General features: G+C 60.6%; 14 protein-coding genes and 1 pseudogene. 3 read left to right on the top strand and 12 right to left on the bottom strand.

The features are described 5' to 3' along the window. On the top strand, positions 1–282 hold a 282-nt coding region (fabA, locus tag B2S33_RS20880), incomplete at its 5' end, for a bifunctional 3-hydroxydecanoyl-ACP dehydratase/trans-2-decenoyl-ACP isomerase (RefSeq protein ID WP_288651004.1). Between the two features lie 11 nt (positions 283–293). Beyond that, complete coding sequence (gene fabB / locus B2S33_RS20875; protein ID WP_027916287.1) at positions 294–1,514, top strand: beta-ketoacyl-ACP synthase I; 1,221 nt, start codon at positions 294–296, stop codon at positions 1,512–1,514. A gap of 96 nt (positions 1,515–1,610) precedes the next feature. Here the strand turns inward: fabB and B2S33_RS20870 are convergent, their stop codons facing one another. The 3 genes from B2S33_RS20870 to htpG form a co-directional block, all read right to left on the bottom strand. Then, positions 1,611–2,615 carry an amidohydrolase family protein gene (locus B2S33_RS20870; protein ID WP_028686593.1) on the bottom strand — a complete coding sequence of 335 codons (1,005 nt, stop codon included), beginning with the start codon at positions 2,613–2,615 and terminating at the stop codon, positions 1,611–1,613. Between the two features lie 109 nt (positions 2,616–2,724). Continuing rightward, positions 2,725–3,450 carry a dienelactone hydrolase family protein gene (locus B2S33_RS20865; RefSeq protein ID WP_027916289.1) on the bottom strand — a complete coding sequence of 242 codons (726 nt, stop codon included), beginning with the start codon at positions 3,448–3,450 and terminating at the stop codon, positions 2,725–2,727. A 64-nt stretch (positions 3,451–3,514) separates the two neighbouring features. Continuing rightward, positions 3,515–5,419, bottom strand: a complete 1,905-nt coding sequence (htpG, locus tag B2S33_RS20860) for a molecular chaperone HtpG (protein WP_059183789.1) — start codon at positions 5,417–5,419, stop codon at positions 3,515–3,517. Positions 5,420–5,851: 432 nt separating this feature from the next. Between htpG and B2S33_RS20855 the strand changes: the two genes are divergently transcribed. Next, positions 5,852–6,127, top strand: a complete 276-nt coding sequence (locus B2S33_RS20855) for a hypothetical protein (RefSeq protein WP_027916291.1) — start codon at positions 5,852–5,854, stop codon at positions 6,125–6,127. Positions 6,128–6,193: 66 nt separating this feature from the next. Here the strand turns inward: B2S33_RS20855 and B2S33_RS20850 are convergent, their stop codons facing one another. From B2S33_RS20850 to sdhA, 9 genes and pseudogenes are all read right to left on the bottom strand, one after another. Further along, positions 6,194–6,943 carry a DUF599 domain-containing protein gene (locus tag B2S33_RS20850; protein ID WP_028686596.1) on the bottom strand — a complete coding sequence of 250 codons (750 nt, stop codon included), beginning with the start codon at positions 6,941–6,943 and terminating at the stop codon, positions 6,194–6,196. Positions 6,944–7,179: 236 nt separating this feature from the next. Beyond that, positions 7,180–8,493 (bottom strand): branched-chain amino acid transport system II carrier protein, encoded by a 1,314-nt coding sequence (gene brnQ / locus B2S33_RS20845; RefSeq protein WP_027916293.1) that lies wholly within the window; start codon positions 8,491–8,493, stop codon positions 7,180–7,182. Positions 8,494–8,899: 406 nt separating this feature from the next. Beyond that, positions 8,900–9,692: pseudogene (gene sucD, locus B2S33_RS20840) on the bottom strand (succinate--CoA ligase subunit alpha). Further along, positions 9,692–10,858: an ADP-forming succinate--CoA ligase subunit beta gene (gene sucC / locus B2S33_RS20835; RefSeq protein ID WP_023533614.1), complete on the bottom strand. Its 1,167-nt coding sequence runs from the start codon at positions 10,856–10,858 to the stop codon at positions 9,692–9,694. Before sucC ends, sucD begins: the two are co-directional and overlap by 1 nt. A 172-nt stretch (positions 10,859–11,030) precedes the next feature. Then, positions 11,031–12,467 carry a dihydrolipoyl dehydrogenase gene (gene lpdA / locus B2S33_RS20830; protein WP_288651003.1) on the bottom strand — a complete coding sequence of 479 codons (1,437 nt, stop codon included), beginning with the start codon at positions 12,465–12,467 and terminating at the stop codon, positions 11,031–11,033. A 94-nt stretch (positions 12,468–12,561) separates the two neighbouring features. Next, the gene (odhB, locus tag B2S33_RS20825; RefSeq protein ID WP_027916295.1) at positions 12,562–13,782 is read right to left on the bottom strand and encodes a 2-oxoglutarate dehydrogenase complex dihydrolipoyllysine-residue succinyltransferase; all 1,221 of its coding nucleotides are present in this window, start codon (positions 13,780–13,782) and stop codon (positions 12,562–12,564) included. A gap of 42 nt (positions 13,783–13,824) precedes the next feature. Further along, the gene (locus tag B2S33_RS20820) at positions 13,825–16,656 is read right to left on the bottom strand and encodes a 2-oxoglutarate dehydrogenase E1 component (protein WP_023533567.1); all 2,832 of its coding nucleotides are present in this window, start codon (positions 16,654–16,656) and stop codon (positions 13,825–13,827) included. A gap of 238 nt (positions 16,657–16,894) precedes the next feature. After that, a complete protein-coding gene (locus B2S33_RS20815) occupies positions 16,895–17,599 on the bottom strand; it encodes a succinate dehydrogenase iron-sulfur subunit (RefSeq protein WP_023533615.1) in 705 nt (234 codons plus the stop codon). An 11-nt stretch (positions 17,600–17,610) separates the two neighbouring features. After that, positions 17,611–19,383, bottom strand: coding sequence for a succinate dehydrogenase flavoprotein subunit (gene sdhA / locus B2S33_RS20810; protein WP_023533625.1), 1,773 nt, complete (start codon positions 19,381–19,383; stop codon positions 17,611–17,613).

Genomic DNA, 19,383 nt, shown 5'->3' with positions numbered 1-19,383 from the left:
GGCTGCCTGGGCCTCGATGCCATGTGGCAGCTGGTCGGCTTTTTCCTGGGCTGGCAAGGCCTGCCGGGCCGCGGTCGTGCACTGGGCTCCGGTGAAGTGAAGTTCTTCGGCCAGGTGCTGCCTACCGCCAAGAACGTCACCTACAACATTCACATCAAGCGCGTGCTCAAAGGCAAGCTGAACATGGCCATCGCCGATGGTTCGGTCAGCGTCGACGGCCGCGAGATCTACACCGCCGAAGGCCTGCGGGTCGGCGTGTTCACCTCCACTGACAACTTCTAAGGGTTATTCGCATGCGCCGCGTCGTTATCACTGGTCTGGGCATCGTGTCGTGCCTGGGCAATGACAAAGCTACCGTCACCGAAAACCTGCGCAACAGCCGTCCGGGTATCCGTTACAACCCGGAATACAAGGAAATGGGGCTGCGTAGCCAGGTTTCCGGCTCCATCGACCTCAACCTCGAAGAGCTGATCGACCGCAAGGTCTTCCGTTTCGTCGGGCATGCGGCTGCCTACGCCTACCTGGCGATGCAGGACGCCATCAAGGACTCGGGCCTGACCGATGAGCAGGTCTCCAGCCCACGTACCGGCCTGGTGGCCGGCTCCGGCGGTGCATCGACCCTGAACCAGATGGAAGCGCTGGATACTCTGCGCGAAAAAGGCGTCAAGCGTGTAGGCCCTTACCGGGTCACTCGCACCATGGGCAGCACCGTTTCGGCGTGCCTGGCGACGCCGTTCAAGATCAAGGGCATCAACTACTCGATCTCTTCCGCCTGCGCTACATCGGCTCACTGCATCGGCACCGCACTGGAGCAGATCCAGTGGGGCAAGCAGGACATCGTGTTCGCCGGCGGCGGTGAAGAAGAGCACTGGAGCCAGTCGTTCCTGTTCGATGCCATGGGCGCCCTGTCGACCAAGCGCAACGAAACCCCGGAACTGGCCTCGCGTGCCTATGACGCGGACCGTGATGGCTTCGTCATCGCCGGCGGCGGTGGCATGGTGGTGGTCGAAGAGCTGGAACACGCTCTGGCCCGTGGCGCCAAGATCTACGCCGAGATCATCGGCTATGGCGCCACCTCCGACGGCTACGACATGGTCGCCCCAAGCGGCGAAGGCGCCATCCGCTGCATGCAGCAGGCGCTGTCGACCGTCGACACGCCGATCGACTACCTGAACACCCACGGCACCTCTACCCCAGTGGGCGACGTTGCCGAAATGAAGGGTGTGCGCGAAGTGTTCGGCGAAAATGCACCGAAGATCAGCTCAACCAAGAGCCTGTCCGGCCACTCGCTGGGGGCTGCCGGTGTACACGAGGCGATCTACTGCTTGCTGATGATGGAAAACAACTTCATCGCTGGCTCGGCCAACATCGACGAACTGGACCCGGCGGTCGCTGACCTGCCGATCCTGCGCAAGACCGAAGAAAATGCCAAGATCGATACGGTCATGAGCAACAGCTTCGGTTTCGGCGGCACCAATGCCACCCTGGTGCTCAAGCGCTGGGAAGGCAAGTGATTCGCTGACGCGCCAATAGAGAACGCCCCGACTGGTTCGGGGCGTTTTCATTTACGCTGGAAAACAGATCCGTTGGGCCCGACGCGACCTACGCTGTCATTTACCCTTGGGCAGCACAGCCAGAAAGTTGTCCTTGGCCACGCGTCTGGCTACATCCTCGGGCAAGGCATCCAGAAATGGCCTGAAACTGTCCATCTCCTCTCCCAGGCTATCGAAGCGGCCGACCACATCCGAGCCCAGCATGAACCGCGTTGGGTAGCGTTCAACGAGCGCCAGCCAGGCTTTGCGTGGGACGTCCTGCTCATCGAGCAGGTAGGGCTTGAGCACACTCCACGACAGGTCCACGTACAGGTTCGGGTAGTCCTCGAGTAATCGCGTCAGCACCGGCAGTAGAAAATCCATCTGTGTCTGATGCCGGTGAATTTCCATGCTGCTGCCGGCGTGTGCCCAGATGAAACGCGTATGCGGATGATTGCGCAGGGGCTCTTCGATCTCGGCCAGGTACAACGGGTTACGCTCGCGCTTGGAAGTGATGTTGGAATGCAACAGCACCGGCAGGTCGCGCTCGGCGGCCAGGTGATAGACCCGTGTCATGGCTTCGTTGTTGGCACGCGGGGTTTCGCCGCTGGTCAACGCCGTCAGGTCATCGTGACGTGTGAATACCTCGCCAATACCCTGCCAGAGGCCTGGGTAAAGGTCGAGCATGCGTTCGATATGGCTCACGGCATTCTTGTCGACTGGATTGAAGCCGGTCAGGAAGGGATGGAATCGCTTGCGTTGTTCGTCCGACAATGGCTGCAGTGCCGCTGCTACATAGGTATCGGTGGCGCTGTACCAATAGGCGTCCGCATCGTCGCCGGCGTAATAGCGGGGACGCTTGGGCTCGTCTTCATGCCATTTCTTGGCAACGGGAATGCCCGAAATCATCGACTGATCGATGCCTGCAGCGTCCATGGCCTTGAGCAGCGCCGGCATACCTTCGGATTCCTGGAAGAAATCCACGTAATGCAGGTGAGCATCGCTGTAACGGTATTCACGGGCCTCGGCCCCTGGCCCCAGCCAGGCGGTCAACGCTACGCAGGCCAGTGCTCTGGCGATCATGGTGGGCTTCCTTGTAAGGGGGCAAACCTACTAGACCTGCACGCGCAGCGTGCGGTTCGCCAGCCTTGCCATCAAAGCAGGGCTGGCAATCGCTGCGGCCACCTGCGCGCTAGCGCTGGAATACCTCGGCCAGCAGGTTGTGCATCGCGCGGAAGGCGCGCTCGGACGTGCGCCGGTCATACTGCGTCTTGCCGGGCACGTTGGCATCCGGGTCGGTGAACGAATGCACCGCCCCGCCATAGCTGACCAGTTGCCAATCGACCTTGGCGGCGTTCATTTCGTCTTCGAATGCCGGTAGCTGCTCTTTGGGCACCAAGGGATCGGATGCGCCATGCAGCACCAGGACCGAGCCCTTGATGCGTTTGGCATCCTCGGGGTCAGGCGTGTCCAGCGTGCCATGGAAGGAGATCGCTGCACGAAGATCAGCCCCCGCACGCGCCAATTCGAGCGCGCAGCAGCCCCCAAAGCAGAACCCGAAGGTAGCCACCTTGCCTGGGCTCAGTGGCGCCTTGGACTGACCGAGCAACTGGGCAAGGGCACCTTCCATGCGCCTGCGCAACTCGCCGCGGTCGTTTTTGAGCGGCATCATTGCTGCGCCCGCTTCATCGGCATTCGCCGGGCGAACGGTCTGCCCATAGAGATCGACGAGCAGCACCACATAACCTTGCGCTGCCACCTCCTTGGCGATGCGCTCGGCCCCTTCGGTCACGCCCATCCAGTTGGGCGCCATCACCAGGCCAGGTCGACCCAGGGCGCCGGGCTCATAGGCCAAACGGCTTTCGAAGGTCTTGCCGGACAGGTGGTGGATCAAAGATTCGACGACTACCTTACTCATGCTGTACTCCTCAGGCTGCACCATGAAAAAAGCCCGCCGAAGCGGGCTTTAGCCATACGTCAATTCAAGCAGACAACTCGACCAACAGCTTGTTCAGGCGCCGCACATAGGCTGCGGGATCCTTCAGGCTATCACCGGCTGCCAGCGCGGCCTGGTCGAACAGGATGTGCGACAGCTCGGCGAAGCGGTCCTCACTCTGTTCGTGATCGAGCTTCTCGATCAGCGGGTGGGTTGGGTTGAACTCGAAGATAGGCTTGGAATCGGGCACTTTCTGGCCGCTGGCTTCCAGAATCTGGCGCATCTGCAACCCCAGGTCCTGCTCGCCGATGGCCAGGATGGCTGGCGAATCAGTCAGGCGATGGGAGACACGCACTTCGGCGACGTTTTCGCCCAGTGCGGTTTTCAGGCGCTCCACCAAGCCTTCCTTATCCTTGGCGACTTCTTCCTGGGCCTTCTTGTCTTCTTCGCTATCAAGTTTGCCCAGATCCAGGTCGCCACGGGCCACATCCACGAACGCCTTGCCGTCAAATTCGTTCAGGTAGCTCATCAGCCACTCGTCGATGCGGTCGGTCAGCAGCAACACTTCGATGCCTTTCTTGCGGAAGACTTCGAGGTGCGGGCTGTTCTTGACCTGCGCGTAGGACTCGCCGGTGAGGTAGTAGATCTTGTCCTGCCCTTCCTTGGCGCGGGCCAGGTAGTCAGCCAGCGACACACTCTGCTCGCCGCTTTCGTCCTGGGTGGACGCGAAGCGCAACAGGCCAGCGATCTTTTCCTTGTTGGCAAAGTCTTCGGCCGGGCCCTCTTTCAATACCTGACCGAAGTTTTTCCAGAAACTCTTGTACTGCTCGGGCTCGTTCTTGGACAGTTTTTCGAGCATGTCCAGCACGCGCTTGGTCAACGCGGTCTTCATCGAATCGATGATCGGGTCTTTCTGCAGGATTTCCCGCGACACGTTCAGCGACAGGTCGTTGGAGTCCACGACACCCTTGATGAAGCGCAGGTAAAGCGGCAGGAACGACTCGGCCTGATCCATGATGAACACGCGCTGCACGTACAGCTTCAAGCCGCGCGGGGCTTCGCGCTGGTACAGGTCGAACGGTGCACGGGCAGGCACGTACAGCAGCGAGTTGTATTCGAGCTTGCCTTCGACCTTGTTATGGCTCCAGGCCAACGGGTTTTCGAAGTCATGGCCGATGTGCTTGTAGAACTCCTGGTATTCCTCGTCCTTGATCTCGGTACGCGGACGGGTCCACAGGGCGCTTGCACGGTTGACGGTTTCCCACTCTTCGGCTGGCTGCTCTTCGCCTTCGGCGGCTGCCTGCTCCTTGGGCAACTGGATTGGCAGGGCAATGTGATCGGAATACTTTTTGACCACGTTGCGCAGGCGCCAGCCATCGGCGAATTCCAGCTCGTCTTTTTTCAGGTGCAGGACAATGCGGGTACCGCGCTCAGGCTTGTCGACGGTCGCAACTTCGAACTCGCCCTCGCCCTTGGACGACCAATGCACGCCTTCGCTGGCAGGCTGGCCTGCACGACGGCTGTAGACATCGACCTGATCGGCCACGATGAATGCCGAGTAGAAGCCCACGCCGAACTGACCGATCAGGTGCGAGTCTTTCTTCTGATCGCCGGTGAGGTTCTTCATGAAGTCGGCAGTGCCGGATTTGGCAATGGTGCCCAAGTGAGCGATGACGTCATCGCGGGTCATACCGATGCCGTTATCCTCGAGGGTGACCGTACCGGCCTCCTTGTCGAAGCTCAGGCGAATCTTCAGGTCGGCATCGCCTTCGAGCAGTTCAGGCTTAGCCAGCGCCTCGAAGCGCAGCTTATCGGAGGCGTCGGAGGCGTTGGAGATCAGTTCGCGCAGGAAGATCTCCTTGTTCGAGTACAAGGAATGGATCATGAGGTGCAGCAGTTGCTTTACCTCGGTCTGGAAGCCCAGCGTTTCTTTTTGAGTCTCCACGCTCATGTTCTTCAAACTCCGATCAGATGACAGTGGTCGCCAAGCGGCACAATGGCTGCGTTGGCGGCGGATGTCATGCAGATGGGGGCTGCCAAATCGATTTCAAGGGCCTGCATGGTTCGATCTTCAAATCCGAGCGGGTCATGGCGAGCCGCTGTGCCGCCCTGCTTGCCGCGGGCGGTGTAACGTTTCCGGGTTAGGACGGGCGTCGATACAGACACAGCAAAGAGCCATGCATGTTCGTACCTCGCGTACATTGTGATACCGGCTAAGTGGCAGTTGCCCGCAACGGATAACCCGCCTTAGTGCGAAACACTCGCCAGGGCCGGAAGTTCAGTTTCAAGATATTTAATATCTGTGTACTGACGGTGGAACTAATCCAGCAGGCCCCGACTCGAAGCATCAAGTCAACTTATTCCACCAAGGAGAGACACCCTCATGCGTAAACCATTTGCTTTTGCTCTGATGCTGGCTGCTGCCATGGGCCTGGCTGCTTGCGATAAAGCGAGCGAAGACAAAGCCCAGGACGCACAAGAACACCGTGAAGAAGCCCAGGAGAAGATGGGTGACGCACAGGACAAGATGAACGACGCTGCCAAGGAAAACGCCGAAGCTGCCCAAGACCAGGCCGAAGCCAATCGTAAGGCTGCCGAAGAGGCTTCCCCAGCCACTCCAGCAACCACCACGACTCCGGCCGATCCTGCCAAGCAGTAATCGAACCGATCAAAAAACCCGACAATGTCGGGTTTTTTTATGCCTGTCATTCATGGACTAATCGTTTCAGTTAGGCACAGTGGACTGGGAGGCATGCACCTCACCTGTCGAACTTTCGGTGGGGGTGAATACCATGACGTCAAGCACGTCCGAGTGGAACTCGCGGCGATAAAGAATCAGCACAACCCCTACACTTACCGCCATGAACAACCAAGGGTTGATAAACCAGCTCAACATGGCCATGCCGAAGTAATAGGCGCGCAGCCCGAAGTTGAATTGGTTGGCAGCCAACGACAACACCCTGGCCGCCCTCAAGGCGAAGGCCTTGCGTTCTAGTTCGCTGACCTGGCGCTCGCCGATCATGGGCGCCGAGCCCACCAAGACAGCAGCGAAGTTGTATTGACGCATGCACCAGCTGAACGTGAAGAAGGCATACACGAACACCGTGGCCAGGCACAGCAACTTGATCTCCGACATCCCTTGGGAGGCCTGCTGTACCAACGGCAGGTCGGCCAGCAACGACAACGCGCGGTCGGAAGCTCCCAGCACCGTCAGGATACCGGCGAGAATGATCAGGGTGCTGGAGGCAAAAAACGAGGCGTTGCGTTCCAGGTTGCCGATCACGCTGGCATCGGCAATACGGTTGTCACGCAGCAGCATCCTGCGCATCCAGTCCTCGCGATACAAATGCAGCACGCTGGCCAGGCATGCAGTGTCCCGCCCCTTCCAGATGGCATAGCGCGTATAACCGCCCCAGCACAGCACGAACCAGCATGCCGCTATGAGGTTATTGAGATTACTCAGGATGAAGTTCATGCAGAGATCCGTAGGTGCCATGTGCCGAAAGCATAAAGACCGTCTTTCGACGCTGGCAAGCCGCAAAAGGCACGCAAACTCCGAAGAATAATTTCCAGGGCGGTTCGCTTGCGGCGTTTGGCAGGGTGCATGCGAACAAAAGCCCCGCATCCTTGCGAATGCGGGGCTTGCGCTGCCAAGCGGTGGGTCCAGCATCCCATGGCTTGTGGCCAATGCCGGACCTTGTGCTTAGCGACTCATGCCATGGCCTGACGGGGCTTGCCGAGCATGCGATCGCATACCACTGCACCCACCAAGGTCACCACCGACGGCACCAGCCAGGCAAGGCCCTGATCGCTCAACGGCAAGTGCGCCATGAAGTCCGGGAGCACGTGGGCAATGCTGCTGCCTTTAACGGCATCGACCATGCCGAACAGCAACGAAACCAGCATTACCGGGCCAAGGATGCGCGTTGGCGAGTTCCACAGGTCGTTCACGAAGCTCAACCCCACCACGACGATGCACGGCGGGTAGATGGCGGTAAGCACAGGGATCGAGAACATGATCAGCTTGGTAAGCCCCAGGTTGGACACCAGAAGCGAGAAGCCCGCCAGGATCACGACCAGTGCGCGGTAGGACAACGGCAGGATCTGGCTGAAGTACTCGGCACACGCGCAGGTCAGGCCCACGGCAGTCACCAGGCAGGCCAGCGCGATCAACACGGCAAGGAAGCCGCTGCCCAGCGAGCCGAAGGTATGTTGCACATAGGCGTGCAGCACGGCCGCACCGTTGCTGGCCCCTGCCGCGATTTCGTGACTACCGGCGCCCAGGCGGAACAGGCTGATGTACACCAGCGCCAGACCAACACCGGCAATCAGCCCGGCAATGATGGCATAGCGGGTGATCAACTTGGGCGACTCAACGCCGCGCGAGCGGATGGCGTTGACGATGACGATGCCAAATACCAGCGCCCCGAGCGTATCCATGGTCAGGTAGCCGTCGGAGAAGCCCTTGGAGAACGCAGCAGCCGCATAGGCAGGCTGCGCCTCGCCAATGGTGCCCGCTGGCAATGCGAATGCCGCGATGCCAAGCACGGCCAGCGCGATGATTTTGAGCGGTGCCAGGAACCGACCCACGGTGTCCAGCAGCTTGCCAGGGTACATCGACACCGCCAGCACCACGATGAAGTAGACCAGGCTGTAGATGAACAACGCCAGCGGGCTTTCACCCGTCAACGGCGCCACACCCACTTCGAACGATACCGTCGCGGTACGCGGTGTTGCGAACAAGGGGCCGACCGACAGGTAGCAAACGGCTGCCAGCAGGCCACCGAAGAACTTGCCAATCGGGCTGCTCAGCGCATCCATGCCGCCGCCTACCTTGGCCAGGGCGACCACGGTGATCACAGGCAGCCCTACCGCCGTGACCAAAAAGCCCAGCGCAGCCATCCATACATGCGGGCCGGATTGCAGGCCGACGATGGGCGGGAAGATGATGTTGCCAGCGCCTACGAAAAGCGCGAACGTCATAAAGCCAAGCGCCAGGATATCCTGGCCTTTAAGAACTTTCATTTGAGGTAGTACCACACTGCTGAAATCGGGATTCGTGAGGGGATTTCCCCATGGGTGAGGGAAATGCTGCCCGGCTTGGTAGGCCAGACCCGTTTAGCGTGTCGTTCCCTTTTGGGGCACGGGCACAAAATAGTCGCGTAGATTAACCGGTTTACCCTTCAAACGCACTGGCACAGTGCGTGTTGTCCGATGTGCGTACGCCATTGTCGTCTGCGTGAACGGAACGATCGGTATTATCCGCTGGGTGAACACGGCGTATGTACGAAAATTCCTATCACAGCCATCGAAAAAACCTAATCGCTTTACCCCTACCCTGCCGCGCAAATCTTCGTCAGATGAAGCAGCCCCCTGATACGACAAAGGCCACCCGAAGGTGGCCTTTGTGCGCGTGGGGGGTGCAGCGGTATTACTTCTTCACTTCCCAACCGGTCAGCTCGGCCAAGGCCTTGCCGATGTCGGCCAGCGAACGCACGGTTTTGACACCTGCGTCCTGCAGGGCTGCGAACTTCTCGTCTGCAGTGCCCTTGCCGCCGGAAATGATGGCGCCAGCGTGGCCCATGCGCTTGCCCGCAGGTGCGGTAACACCGGCGATGTAGGAAACGACAGGCTTGGTGACGTTGGCCTTGATGTAGGCTGCGGCCTCTTCTTCAGCCGAACCGCCGATCTCACCGATCATGACGATCGCTTCGGTCTTCGGGTCTTCATGGAACAGCTTCAGGATGTCGATGAAGTTGGAGCCCGGGATCGGGTCACCGCCGATGCCGACACAGGTCGACTGACCGAAGCCGGCGTCGGTGGTCTGCTTGACAGCTTCGTAGGTCAGGGTGCCGGAGCGCGACACGATACCGACCTTGCCTGGCAAGTGAATGTGGCCAGGCATGATGCCGATCTTGCATTCGCCGGGCGTGATGACGCCTGGGCAGTTAGGGCCGATCAGGGTCACGCCCAGCTCGTCGCACTTGACCTTGGCGTCCAGCATGTCCAGGGTCGGGATGCCTTCGGTGATGCACACGATCAGCTTGATGCCGCCGAACGCCGCTTCAAGGATGGAGTCCTTGCAGAATGGCGCTGGTACGTAGATGACCGAAGCATCGGCGCCGGTCGCCTCGACGGCTTCCTTGACGGTGTTGAACACCGGCAGGNNNNCCGGTGAAGCCCTGGCAGATGACTTTGGTGTCTTTATTGATCAGGACGCTCATTACTTGCCCTCCGCAGCTTTGACAACTTGTTGAGCAGCGTCGGTCAGGCTGGTTGCAGCAATGATGTTCAAACCGCTTTCTGCCAGTACTTTAGCGCCCAGTTCGGCATTGTTGCCTTCAAGGCGAACGACGACCGGAACCTTGACGCCGACTTCCTTCACCGCACCGATGATGCCTTCGGCAATCATGTCGCAGCGAACGATGCCGCCGAAGATGTTGACCAGAACGGCCGCGACATTGCTGTCGGACAGAATGATCTTGAACGCTTCGGTAACGCGCTCCTTGGTAGCACCGCCGCCCACGTCGAGGAAGTTGGCTGGCTTGCCGCCATGCAGGTTGACGATGTCCATGGTACCCATGGCCAGGCCAGCACCGTTGACCATGCAGCCGATGTTGCCTTCCAGGGCAACGTAGTTCAGTTCGAACTTGGCAGCGTGGGCTTCACGGGCATCGTCCTGGGACGGGTCGTGGAAGGTTTTCAGCTTCGGCTGACGGTACATGGCGTTGGCATCGATGTTGATCTTGGCATCGAGGCAGTGCAGGTCGCCGTCGGCCTTGATCACCAGCGGGTTCACTTCCAGCAGGGCCAGGTCGTGATCCTTGAACAGCTTGGCCAAGCCCACGAAGATCTTGGCGAACTGTTGAACTTGCTTGCCTTCCAGGCCCAGCTGGAACGCCAGCTCACGACCTTGGAACGGCTGAGCGCCGACCAGTGGATCGATAGTGGCCTTGAGGATTTTTTCAGGCGTGTCGTGCGCGACTTTCTCGATGTCCACACCACCTTCGGTGGAGGCCATGAACACGATGCGGCGGCTCGAACGATCGACCACAGCGCCCAGGTACAGCTCTTTGGCGATGTCGGTGCAGGATTCGACCAGAATCTTGGAGACGGGCTGACCGTTGGCATCGGTCTGGTAGGTGACCAGATTCTTGCCCAACCACTGTGCAGCGAACGCCTTGGCGTCTTCCTTGCTGCGAACCAGCTTGACGCCGCCCGCTTTACCGCGACCGCCAGCGTGAACCTGGGCTTTGACGACCCACTCGTTCCCGCCGATCTTGTCGCAGGCTTCTGCCGCTTCTTCAGGGGTGTCGACCGCGAAACCCTTGGAAACTGGCAGGCCGTACTCAGCGAACAGCTGCTTACCCTGATACTCGTGAAGATTCATGCTTTTTACCGTCTTCGTTAGGTACTGCGCTTCGGCGCTGCGCCATCACTGGCGCCGCACCACCTGTGACCGTTGACCCCGGGTTATCCCATGTGATCCGGTCCGGCGGACTTTCCGCGGTGAGTCATGCACGCAAGACTCACGACGGGCAGCCCGCCGTGGTTTCTTATGATTAACGCTTCTTACGGTTGGCGATGTGAATGGCACCGCCATTCACCGCCAGCGCTGCTTCATGCAACGCTTCGGACAGGGTTGGATGGCTGAAGACCATCATGCCCAGGTCCTCGGCACTGGTGCCGAATTCCATTGCGATTGCGCCTTGCTGTACCAGTTCGGCAGCCGATGGGCCAATCACGTGCACACCCAGTACGCGGTCGGTCTTGGCATCGGCGATGACCTTGACGAAACCACCGGTGTCGTTGGCTGCCATCGCACGGCCGCTGGCCGCGAACGGGAAGGTGCCCACGTTAACCTCAACACCCTCGGCCTTCAAGGACTGTTCGGTCTTGCCAACCCACGCGATTTCCGGGTGGGTGTAGATGACCGATGGGATCAGATCGTAGTTCATCTGGGCCTTGTGACCCTTGATGCGCTCGACGACCATGATGCCCTCTTCCGAGGCCTTGTGCGCCAGCATCAGGCCACGCACCACGTCACCGATGGCGTAGACGCCCGGCACGCTGGTTGCGCACTGGTCATCGACGTAGATGTAGCCACGCTCGTCAATGTTCACACCGCTGTCGGCAGCCAGCAGGTCGGTGGTCACTGGACGACGGCCCACGGCAACGATCAGCTTGTCGAAGGTGATCTTCTGCTCGCCTTCGGCGTTGGTGTAGGTCACCTCGACTTCGTCGCCGTTCACCTTGGAACCGGTGACGCGCGCACCCAGCTTGATGTCCAGGCCCTGCTTGGTCAGGACCTTCTGGGCTTCCTTGGAGACGGCGCTGTCGGCAGCCATCAGGAAGGTGTCCAGGGCTTCGAGCACGGTCACTTCCGCGCCCAGACGCGCCCATACCGAACCCAGTTCCAGGCCGATCACGCCAGCGCCGATCACGCCAAGGCGCTTGGGCACGGCTTGGAATTCCAGGGCGCCGGTGGAGTCGACGATCACGTTCTGGTCGACCGGAGCCGGCGGAATGTCGATCGGGCGCGAGCCGGAAGCCAGGATGACGTTATCCGCTTCGATGACTTCGCTGGTGCCGTCGGCCTTGGTCACTTCGACCTTCTTGCCCGCCAGCAGCTTGCCGTGGCCCTGGATGGAGGTCACGCCGTTGGCCTTGAACAGGGTAGCGACACCGCCGGTCAGGTTCTTGACGATGCCTGCCTTGCGGCCAACCATCGCCGGTACGTCCATCTTCACTTCGCCAGTGGAGATACCGTGGACATTGAAGCTCTCTTTGGCTTCCTTGTATTTCCAGGAGCTGTCCAGCAGCGCCTTGGAAGGAATGCAGCCTACGTTGAGGCAAGTGCCGCCCAGGGCCAACTTGCCCTCGGCGTCGGTGTACTTCTCGATACAGGCAGTCTTCAGACCGAGTTGGGCGGCCTTGATAGCAGCTACATAGCCGCCAGGACCGGCACCAATCACTACCACGTCGAATTTCTGGGTCATAAAAGATTCCTTGTTAGCTCAAGCGGCCGCTGCAAGCCGCAAGACAGACAGGCTTCGATCTGAAGCCTGTCGCTCGCAGCTTACAGCCGCGCGATTAGATGTCCAGCAGCAGGCGGGACGGATCTTCCAGCAGGTTCTTGATGGTCACCAGGAAGGTTACCGCTTCCTTGCCGTCGATCAGGCGGTGATCGTAGGACAGTGCCAGGTACATCATCGGGCGAATCACCACTTGGCCATTGATGGCCATTGGGCGCTGGATGATGTTGTGCATGCCCAGGATCGCGGCTTGCGGTGGGTTAACGATCGGCGTCGACATCATCGAACCGAAGGTACCACCGTTGGTGATGGTGAAGGTGCCGCCGGTCATTTCTTCGATGGCCAGCTTGCCGTCACGGGCTTTCTTGCCGAAGGTGGCGATGCCGTTCTCGATTTCGGCCAGGCTCATGGACTCGGCGTTGCGCAGTACCGGAACCACCAGACCACGGTCGCTGGAGACAGCCACACCGACGTCCGCGTAACCATGGTAGACGATGTCGTTGCCGTCGATCGAGGCATTGACTGCAGGGAAGCGCTTGAGCGCTTCGGTCGCAGCCTTGACGAAGAACGACATGAAGCCCAGGCGCACGCCGTTGTGGGTCTTCTCGAACAGGTCCTTGTACTTCGAACGCAGGGCCATGACTTCGGTCATGTCGACTTCGTTGAAGGTGGTCAGCATGGCCATGTTGGACTGGGCTTCGACCAGGCGCTCGGCGATCTTGGCGCGCAGACGTGTCATCGGCACACGTTTCTCGGTACGATCGCCAGCGGCGGTCACGACCGGTGCCGCTGCAGCTGCGGCAGGCTTGGCCGCCGGGGCAGGCGCCGACTTCTTGTTGGCAACGGCAGCGACCACATCTTCCTTGGTCACGCGACCGCCTTTACCGGTACCCGAGACGCTGGCCAGGTCAATGCCATTTTCTTCTGCCAGCTTGCGGGCAGCAGGGGCAGCGACCGGGTCGTCTTCACCGGCGTCGGCAGCAGCGGCAGCCGGTGCGGCGGCCTGGGCAGGCGCAGCAGCCGGTGCAGCGGCAGCAGCGCCGCCTTCCACGATCGAACCCAGCACTTCGTCGGACAGGACGGTGTCGCCCTCGCCCTTGACGATGTCACCCAACACGCCGTCGGCAGTGGCCAGCACTTCCAGGACGACCTTGTCGGTCTCGATGTCGACGATCAGCTCGTCCCGCTTGACGGCGTCGCCTGGCTGCTTGTGCCAGGTGGCAACGGTGCCGTCGGCAACCGATTCCGGGAAGGTTGGGGCTTTGATCTCGATAGCCATTATCAGTGTTTCCTTAAATTCGGTTTCAGATGCGCGAAGGCGTTAAACGGTGAACGCGTCTTGCAGCAGTCGTTCCTGCTGCTCGGCGTGCTTGGAAGCGTAACCACAGGCTGGCGCGGCAGAAGCCTCGCGACCGGCGTATTCCAGGTTCAGCGCCTTGTTGTGGCGGCCCAGGATACGGCGCATGTGGTGCTGGCTGCTGTACCAGGCACCCTGGTTCATTGGCTCTTCCTGACACCAGACCGCATGCTTGAGGTTGGTGTACGGTGCCAGGATTTCGACCAGGTCGTCTTCCGGGAACGGATACAACTGCTCGATACGCACGATCGCAATGTCTTCGCGGCCTTCGGCACGACGTTTTTCCAGCAGGTCGTAGTAGACCTTGCCACCGCACAGCACCAGGCGCTCGACCTTGGCTGGATCGAGGGTGTCGATCTCCGGAATGACGGTCTGGAACGAACCTTCCGCCAGATCTTCCAGCGTCGAGACGGCCAGCTTGTGACGCAGCAGCGACTTGGGCGTGAGCACGATCAGCGGCTTGCGCAGCGGGCGAATGACCTGACGACGCAGCAGGTGGTAGATCTGCGCCGGCGTGGTCGGCACGCACACCTGAATGTTCTGCTCTGCACACAGCTGCAGGTAACGCTCCAGGCGTGCCGAGGAGTGCTCGGGGCCCTGCCCTTCATAACCGTGAGGCAACAGCATGGTCAGGCCGCACAAACGGCCCCACTTGTGCTCGCCACTGGTGATGAACTGGTCGATGACCACTTGCGCACCGTTGGCGAAGTCGCCGAACTGGGCTTCCCAGATCACCAACGCGTTGGGCGTGGTGGTGGAGTAGCCGTACTCGAATGCCAGTACCGCTTCTTCGGACAGGAAGGAGTCGTACAGTTCGAAGCGTGGCTGGCCCGGGTACAGGTTCATCAGCGGTACGTAGGTGCTGGCGTCCTTCTGGTTGTGCAGCACCGCGTGACGGTGGGAGAAGGTACCGCGGCCGATGTCCTGGCCGGTCATGCGGATCGGGTGCCCTTCGAACTGCAGCGTGGCGTAAGCCATGGTCTCGGCGTAGCCCCAGTTGATCGGCAGGCCACCGGCTTGCATCTTCTGGCGATCTTCGTAGATCTTGGCGACCTGACGCTGGACCACGAAACCTTCGGGCAGCTCCAGCAGTTTGGCCGACAGCTCCTGCAGGGTCTTGAGGTCGAAGCGGGTGTCGTGGCGAGCCGTCCAGGCGTGACCCAGGTAGGGGCGCCAGTCCACGAACAGCTCGCGGTTCGGCTCCTTGACCAGGCTCTTGACCACATGCAGACCGTTGTCCAGTGCGCTGCGATAGTCGTCGATCTTGGACTGGGCGCGCTCGGCATCGATGCGGCCTGCCTGGATCAAGGCTTCTGCGTACAGCTCGCGGGTGGTGCGCTGCTTGGTGATCTGCTGGTACATCAGCGGCTGGGTGCCGTTGGGCTCGTCGGCCTCGTTGTGACCGCGGCGACGGTAGCAGACCAGGTCGATGACCACGTCACGCTTGAACTGCATGCGGTAGTCGACGGCCAGCTGAGTGACGAACAACACGGCTTCCGGGTCGTCGCCATTGACGTGCAGGATCGGCGCCTGAATCATCTTGGCCACGTCGGTGGCGTACTCGGTCGAGCGCGCATCGAGCGGGTTACTGATGGTGAAGCCGACCTGGTTGTTGATCACGATGTGCACGGTACCGCCGGTCTTGAAACCGCGGGTCTGCGACATCTGGAAGGTTTCCATCACCACGCCCTGGCCTGCGAAGGCCGCATCGCCGTGGATGGAGATAGGCAGCACCTTGTCGCCGACGCTGTCGTTGCGGCGGTCCTGACGGGCGCGCACCGAGCCTTCGACCACAGGCGACACGATTTCAAGGTGGGACGGGTTGAACGCCATGGCCAGGTGGACTTCGCCACCCGGGGTCATCACGTTCGAAGAGAAGCCCTGGTGATACTTCACGTCACCGGAGCCCAGCTCGTTCATCTTCTTGCCTTCGAACTCGTCGAACAGCTCGCGCGGGTTCTTGCCGAAGGTATTGACCAGCACGTTCAGGCGACCACGGTGGGCCATCCCGATGACGACTTCCTTGGTGCCGTAGGAGCCGGAGCGCTGAATCATCTCGTCCAGCATCGGGATCAGGCTTTCGCCACCTTCCAGGCCGAAACGCTTGGTGCCTGGGTACTTGGTGCCCAGGTATTTCTCTAGACCTTCGCCTGCGGTGACGCGCTCGAGCAGGTGGGACTGCACGTCGGCGGAGAATTCAGGACGGCCACGCACGCTTTCCAGGCGCTGCTGGAACCAGCTGCGCTGCTCGGAATCGACGATGTGGGTGAACTCGGCGCCAATGGTGCGACAATATGTCTTCTGGAGCGCATCGAGGATGTCGCGTAGGCTCGCCTCCTCTTTGCCGATGAACAGGTCGCCGGCACGGAAGGTCGTATCAAGATCGGCATTGGTCAAGCCGTAGTGATTGATCGACAGGTCTACGGGCGCAGGGCGCTGCCACAACCCCAAGGGGTCAAGCTTGGCAGCCTGATGGCCGCGCATACGATAGGCCTGGATCAGTCGCAGCACTTCAACCTGCTTCTTCTCGTGTTCACTGCTCACGCTCCCGGCAGATACCGGCTGGGCGCGGCGCTGGTTCTTTGCCAGCAGTACGAAATGATCGCGGATCGTGGAGTGCGATACGTCGGTAGCGGTGCTGCCGTCGGCGGGCAACTTCTGGAAGTAGGTGCGCCACTCTTCTGGCACAGCGTTAGGGTCGTGCAGGTAGAGTTCGTAGAGCTCTTCCACATATGCAGCGTTACCACCTGAAAGGTGGGCGCTTTCCCACATGCGCTGCATCACGCTTTCTTGCATGCTTGGTCACCCTCGATTAGGGGACTGATCGGCGAGAGCCATGAAACCTGGAACGGTCCGAAAACAGCGACTGAACCACGCCACCTGGATCCTGCTGATTTTCCGGGTACCAGCCCGGAAAGCCCCTGCTGGTCTCATCTTCATAGGTAATGAACAGGGGCTTTGTGAGCCCCGTTCGGGTTTTACCTCGGCGCGGGCGTTACACCCGCGCGTCGGCGTACTGCAGGTACAACGTCTATCAGGTGCCGCTTTGCAGCAGCATGTTACGTACGTGGCCGATTGCCTTGGTCGGATTGAGACCTTTAGGGCAAACGTTGACGCAGTTCATGATCCCGCGGCAGCGGAATACGCTGAACGGGTCATCCAGGGACGCCAGGCGCTCCTGGGTCTTGGTGTCACGGCTGTCGGCCAGGAAGCGGTAGGCTTGCAACAGCGCGGCGGGGCCCAGGAACTTGTCCGGGTTCCACCAGAACGACGGGCAGGACGTGGAGCAGCACGCGCACAGGATGCACTCGTACAGGCCGTCCAGCTTGTCACGGTCTTCCGGCGACTGCAGACGTTCGATGGCCGGAGGCGGCGTATCGTTCTGCAGGAACGGCTTCACCTTCTCGTACTGCTTGTAGAAGATGCTCATGTCCACGACCAGGTCACGAATGACCGGCAGACCAGGCAACGGACGCAGTACCAGCTTGTTGCCCTTGACCACGCCCGACAACGGAGTGATGCAGGCCAGGCCGTTCTTGCCGTTCATGTTCATGCCATCGGAGCCGCACACGCCTTCACGGCAGGAGCGACGGTACGAGAAGCCCTCGTCCTTTTCCTTGATCAGCGCCAATACATCCAGAACCATCAGGTCCTTGCCGCCGGTATCGACGTCGAACGACTCCATCTTGGGGGCCGCGTCGGTGTCGGGGTTGTAGCGATAAACTTCGACTTTCAACATAGCAGCCACCCTTAGTAGGTCCGGATTTTTGGTTCGAAGGCCGGCACGGTCTTCGGCGCAAAGTTGACGCCACGCTTGGCAACGCGCTTGACACCCGGGTAGTACAGGGTGTGGCACAGCCAGTTCTCGTCGTCACGGTCTTCGAAGTCTTCACGGGCGTGAGCGCCGCGCGACTCTTTACGGGCTTCGGCCGCGATGGCGGTAGCTTCGGCAACTTCCAGCAGGTTCTGCAGCTCCAGCGCTTCGATACGCGCGGTGTTGAAGGCCTGGGACTTGTCGTTGATCTTGACGTTGGCGATACGCTCACGCAGGCCAGCCAGCTGCTCGATACCCTTGAGCATGTACTCGCCGGTACGGAATACGCCGAAGTAGTTCTGCATGCAGCTCTGCAATTCGCGCTTGAGGCTGGCAACGTCTTCGCCGGTGGAGCGCTCGTTGAGCTTGTTCAGGCGATTGAGGGCAACGTCGATGTCGGTGTCGCTGGCGTCGAGGTGCTCGATGCCGTCGCTCAGTGCCTTCTCCAGGTGCAGGCCGGCAGCACGGCCGAACACCACCAGGTCGAGCAGCGAGTTGCCACCCAGGCGGTTGGCACCGTGAACCGATACGCACGCCACTTCACCTACGGCGAACAGGCCAGGGATGATGTGATCCTTGCCTTCTTCGTCCATGGTGATGGCTTGGCCATGAATGTTGGTGGCAACGCCGCCCATCATGTAGTGGCAGGTTGGAACGACCGGCACTGGCGCGACGACCGGATCGACATGGGCGAAGGTCTTGGACAGTTCGCAGATGCCTGGCAGGCGGCTATGCAGCACCTCCTCGCCCAGGTGGTCCAGCTTCAGCAGCACGTGGTCCTTGTTTGGGCCCACGCCGTTGCCGGCGATGATTTCCTTGACCATGGAACGGGCAACCACGTCGCGGCCGGCCAAGTCTTTGGCGTTCGGCGCGTAGCGCTCCATGAAGCGCTCGCCATGGGCGTTGATCAGGTAACCACCCTCACCGCGGCAACCCTCGGTGACCAGTACGCCGGCACCGGCGATACCGGTCGGGTGGAACTGCCACATCTCGATGTCCTGCACCGGAACACCAGCGCGCAGCGCCATGCCGATGCCGTCACCGGTATTGATCAGGGCGTTGGTGGTGGAGGCGTAGATTCGGCCAGCACCGCCAGTGGCCAGAACGGTGGCCTTGGACTTGATGTACATGGTTTCGCCGGTTTCGATGCAGATCGCGATCACGCCGACGAAGGCGCCTTCCTGGTTCTTCACCAGGTCAACGGCATAGTACTCGTTGAGGAAGGTGGTACCGGCTTTCAGGTTGCCCTGGTACAGGGTGTGCAGCAACGCGTGACCGGTACGGTCGGAAGCGGCACAGGTACGGGCAGCCTGGCCACCCTTGCCGAAGTCCTTGGACTGGCCACCGAACGGACGCTGGTAGATACGGCCGGTTTCGGTGCGCGAGAACGGCAGGCCCATGTGGTCCAGCTCGAAGACCGCAGCCGGGCCTTCCTGGCACATGTATTCGATAGCGTCCTGGTCACCGATGTAGTCCGAGCCCTTGACGGTATCGTACATGTGCCAGCGCCAGTCGTCGTTCGGGTCGGCCGAAGCGATGGCGCAGGTGATGCCGCCCTGGGCGGACACGGTGTGCGAACGGGTCGGGAAGACCTTGGTGACCACGGCAGTCTTGTGACCGCCCTGGGCCAGTTGCAGCGCTGCGCGCATGCCGGCGCCGCCGCCACCGATGATGATGGCGTCGAAGGAAATGGTTGGAATGCTAGCCAT

This window comes from Pseudomonas sp. UBA5568, from assembly GCF_002425525.1.
Lineage (GTDB): Bacteria > Pseudomonadota > Gammaproteobacteria > Pseudomonadales > Pseudomonadaceae > Aquipseudomonas > Aquipseudomonas fulva.
This window is presented reverse-complemented; position numbering and strand designations above follow the sequence as displayed.

What these genes read in the sequence shown, in the direction of transcription:
- sdhA (WP_023533625.1), bottom strand. Translation starts at nt 19,383, where the DNA reads ATGGCTAGCATTCCAACCATTTCCTTCGACGCCATCATCATCGGTGGC.
- B2S33_RS20850 (WP_028686596.1), bottom strand. Translation starts at nt 6,943, where the DNA reads ATGAACTTCATCCTGAGTAATCTCAATAACCTCATAGCGGCATGCTGG.
- odhB (WP_027916295.1), bottom strand. Translation starts at nt 13,782, where the DNA reads ATGGCTATCGAGATCAAAGCCCCAACCTTCCCGGAATCGGTTGCCGAC.
- lpdA (WP_288651003.1), bottom strand. Translation starts at nt 12,467, where the DNA reads ATGACCCAGAAATTCGACGTGGTAGTGATTGGTGCCGGTCCTGGCGGC.
- brnQ (WP_027916293.1), bottom strand. Translation starts at nt 8,493, where the DNA reads ATGAAAGTTCTTAAAGGCCAGGATATCCTGGCGCTTGGCTTTATGACG.
- sucC (WP_023533614.1), bottom strand. Translation starts at nt 10,858, where the DNA reads ATGAATCTTCACGAGTATCAGGGTAAGCAGCTGTTCGCTGAGTACGGC.
- B2S33_RS20855 (WP_027916291.1), top strand. Translation starts at nt 5,852, where the DNA reads ATGCGTAAACCATTTGCTTTTGCTCTGATGCTGGCTGCTGCCATGGGC.
- fabB (WP_027916287.1), top strand. Translation starts at nt 294, where the DNA reads ATGCGCCGCGTCGTTATCACTGGTCTGGGCATCGTGTCGTGCCTGGGC.
- B2S33_RS20815 (WP_023533615.1), bottom strand. Translation starts at nt 17,599, where the DNA reads ATGTTGAAAGTCGAAGTTTATCGCTACAACCCCGACACCGACGCGGCC.
- B2S33_RS20870 (WP_028686593.1), bottom strand. Translation starts at nt 2,615, where the DNA reads ATGATCGCCAGAGCACTGGCCTGCGTAGCGTTGACCGCCTGGCTGGGG.
- htpG (WP_059183789.1), bottom strand. Translation starts at nt 5,419, where the DNA reads ATGAGCGTGGAGACTCAAAAAGAAACGCTGGGCTTCCAGACCGAGGTA.
- B2S33_RS20865 (WP_027916289.1), bottom strand. Translation starts at nt 3,450, where the DNA reads ATGAGTAAGGTAGTCGTCGAATCTTTGATCCACCACCTGTCCGGCAAG.
- B2S33_RS20820 (WP_023533567.1), bottom strand. Translation starts at nt 16,656, where the DNA reads ATGCAAGAAAGCGTGATGCAGCGCATGTGGGAAAGCGCCCACCTTTCA.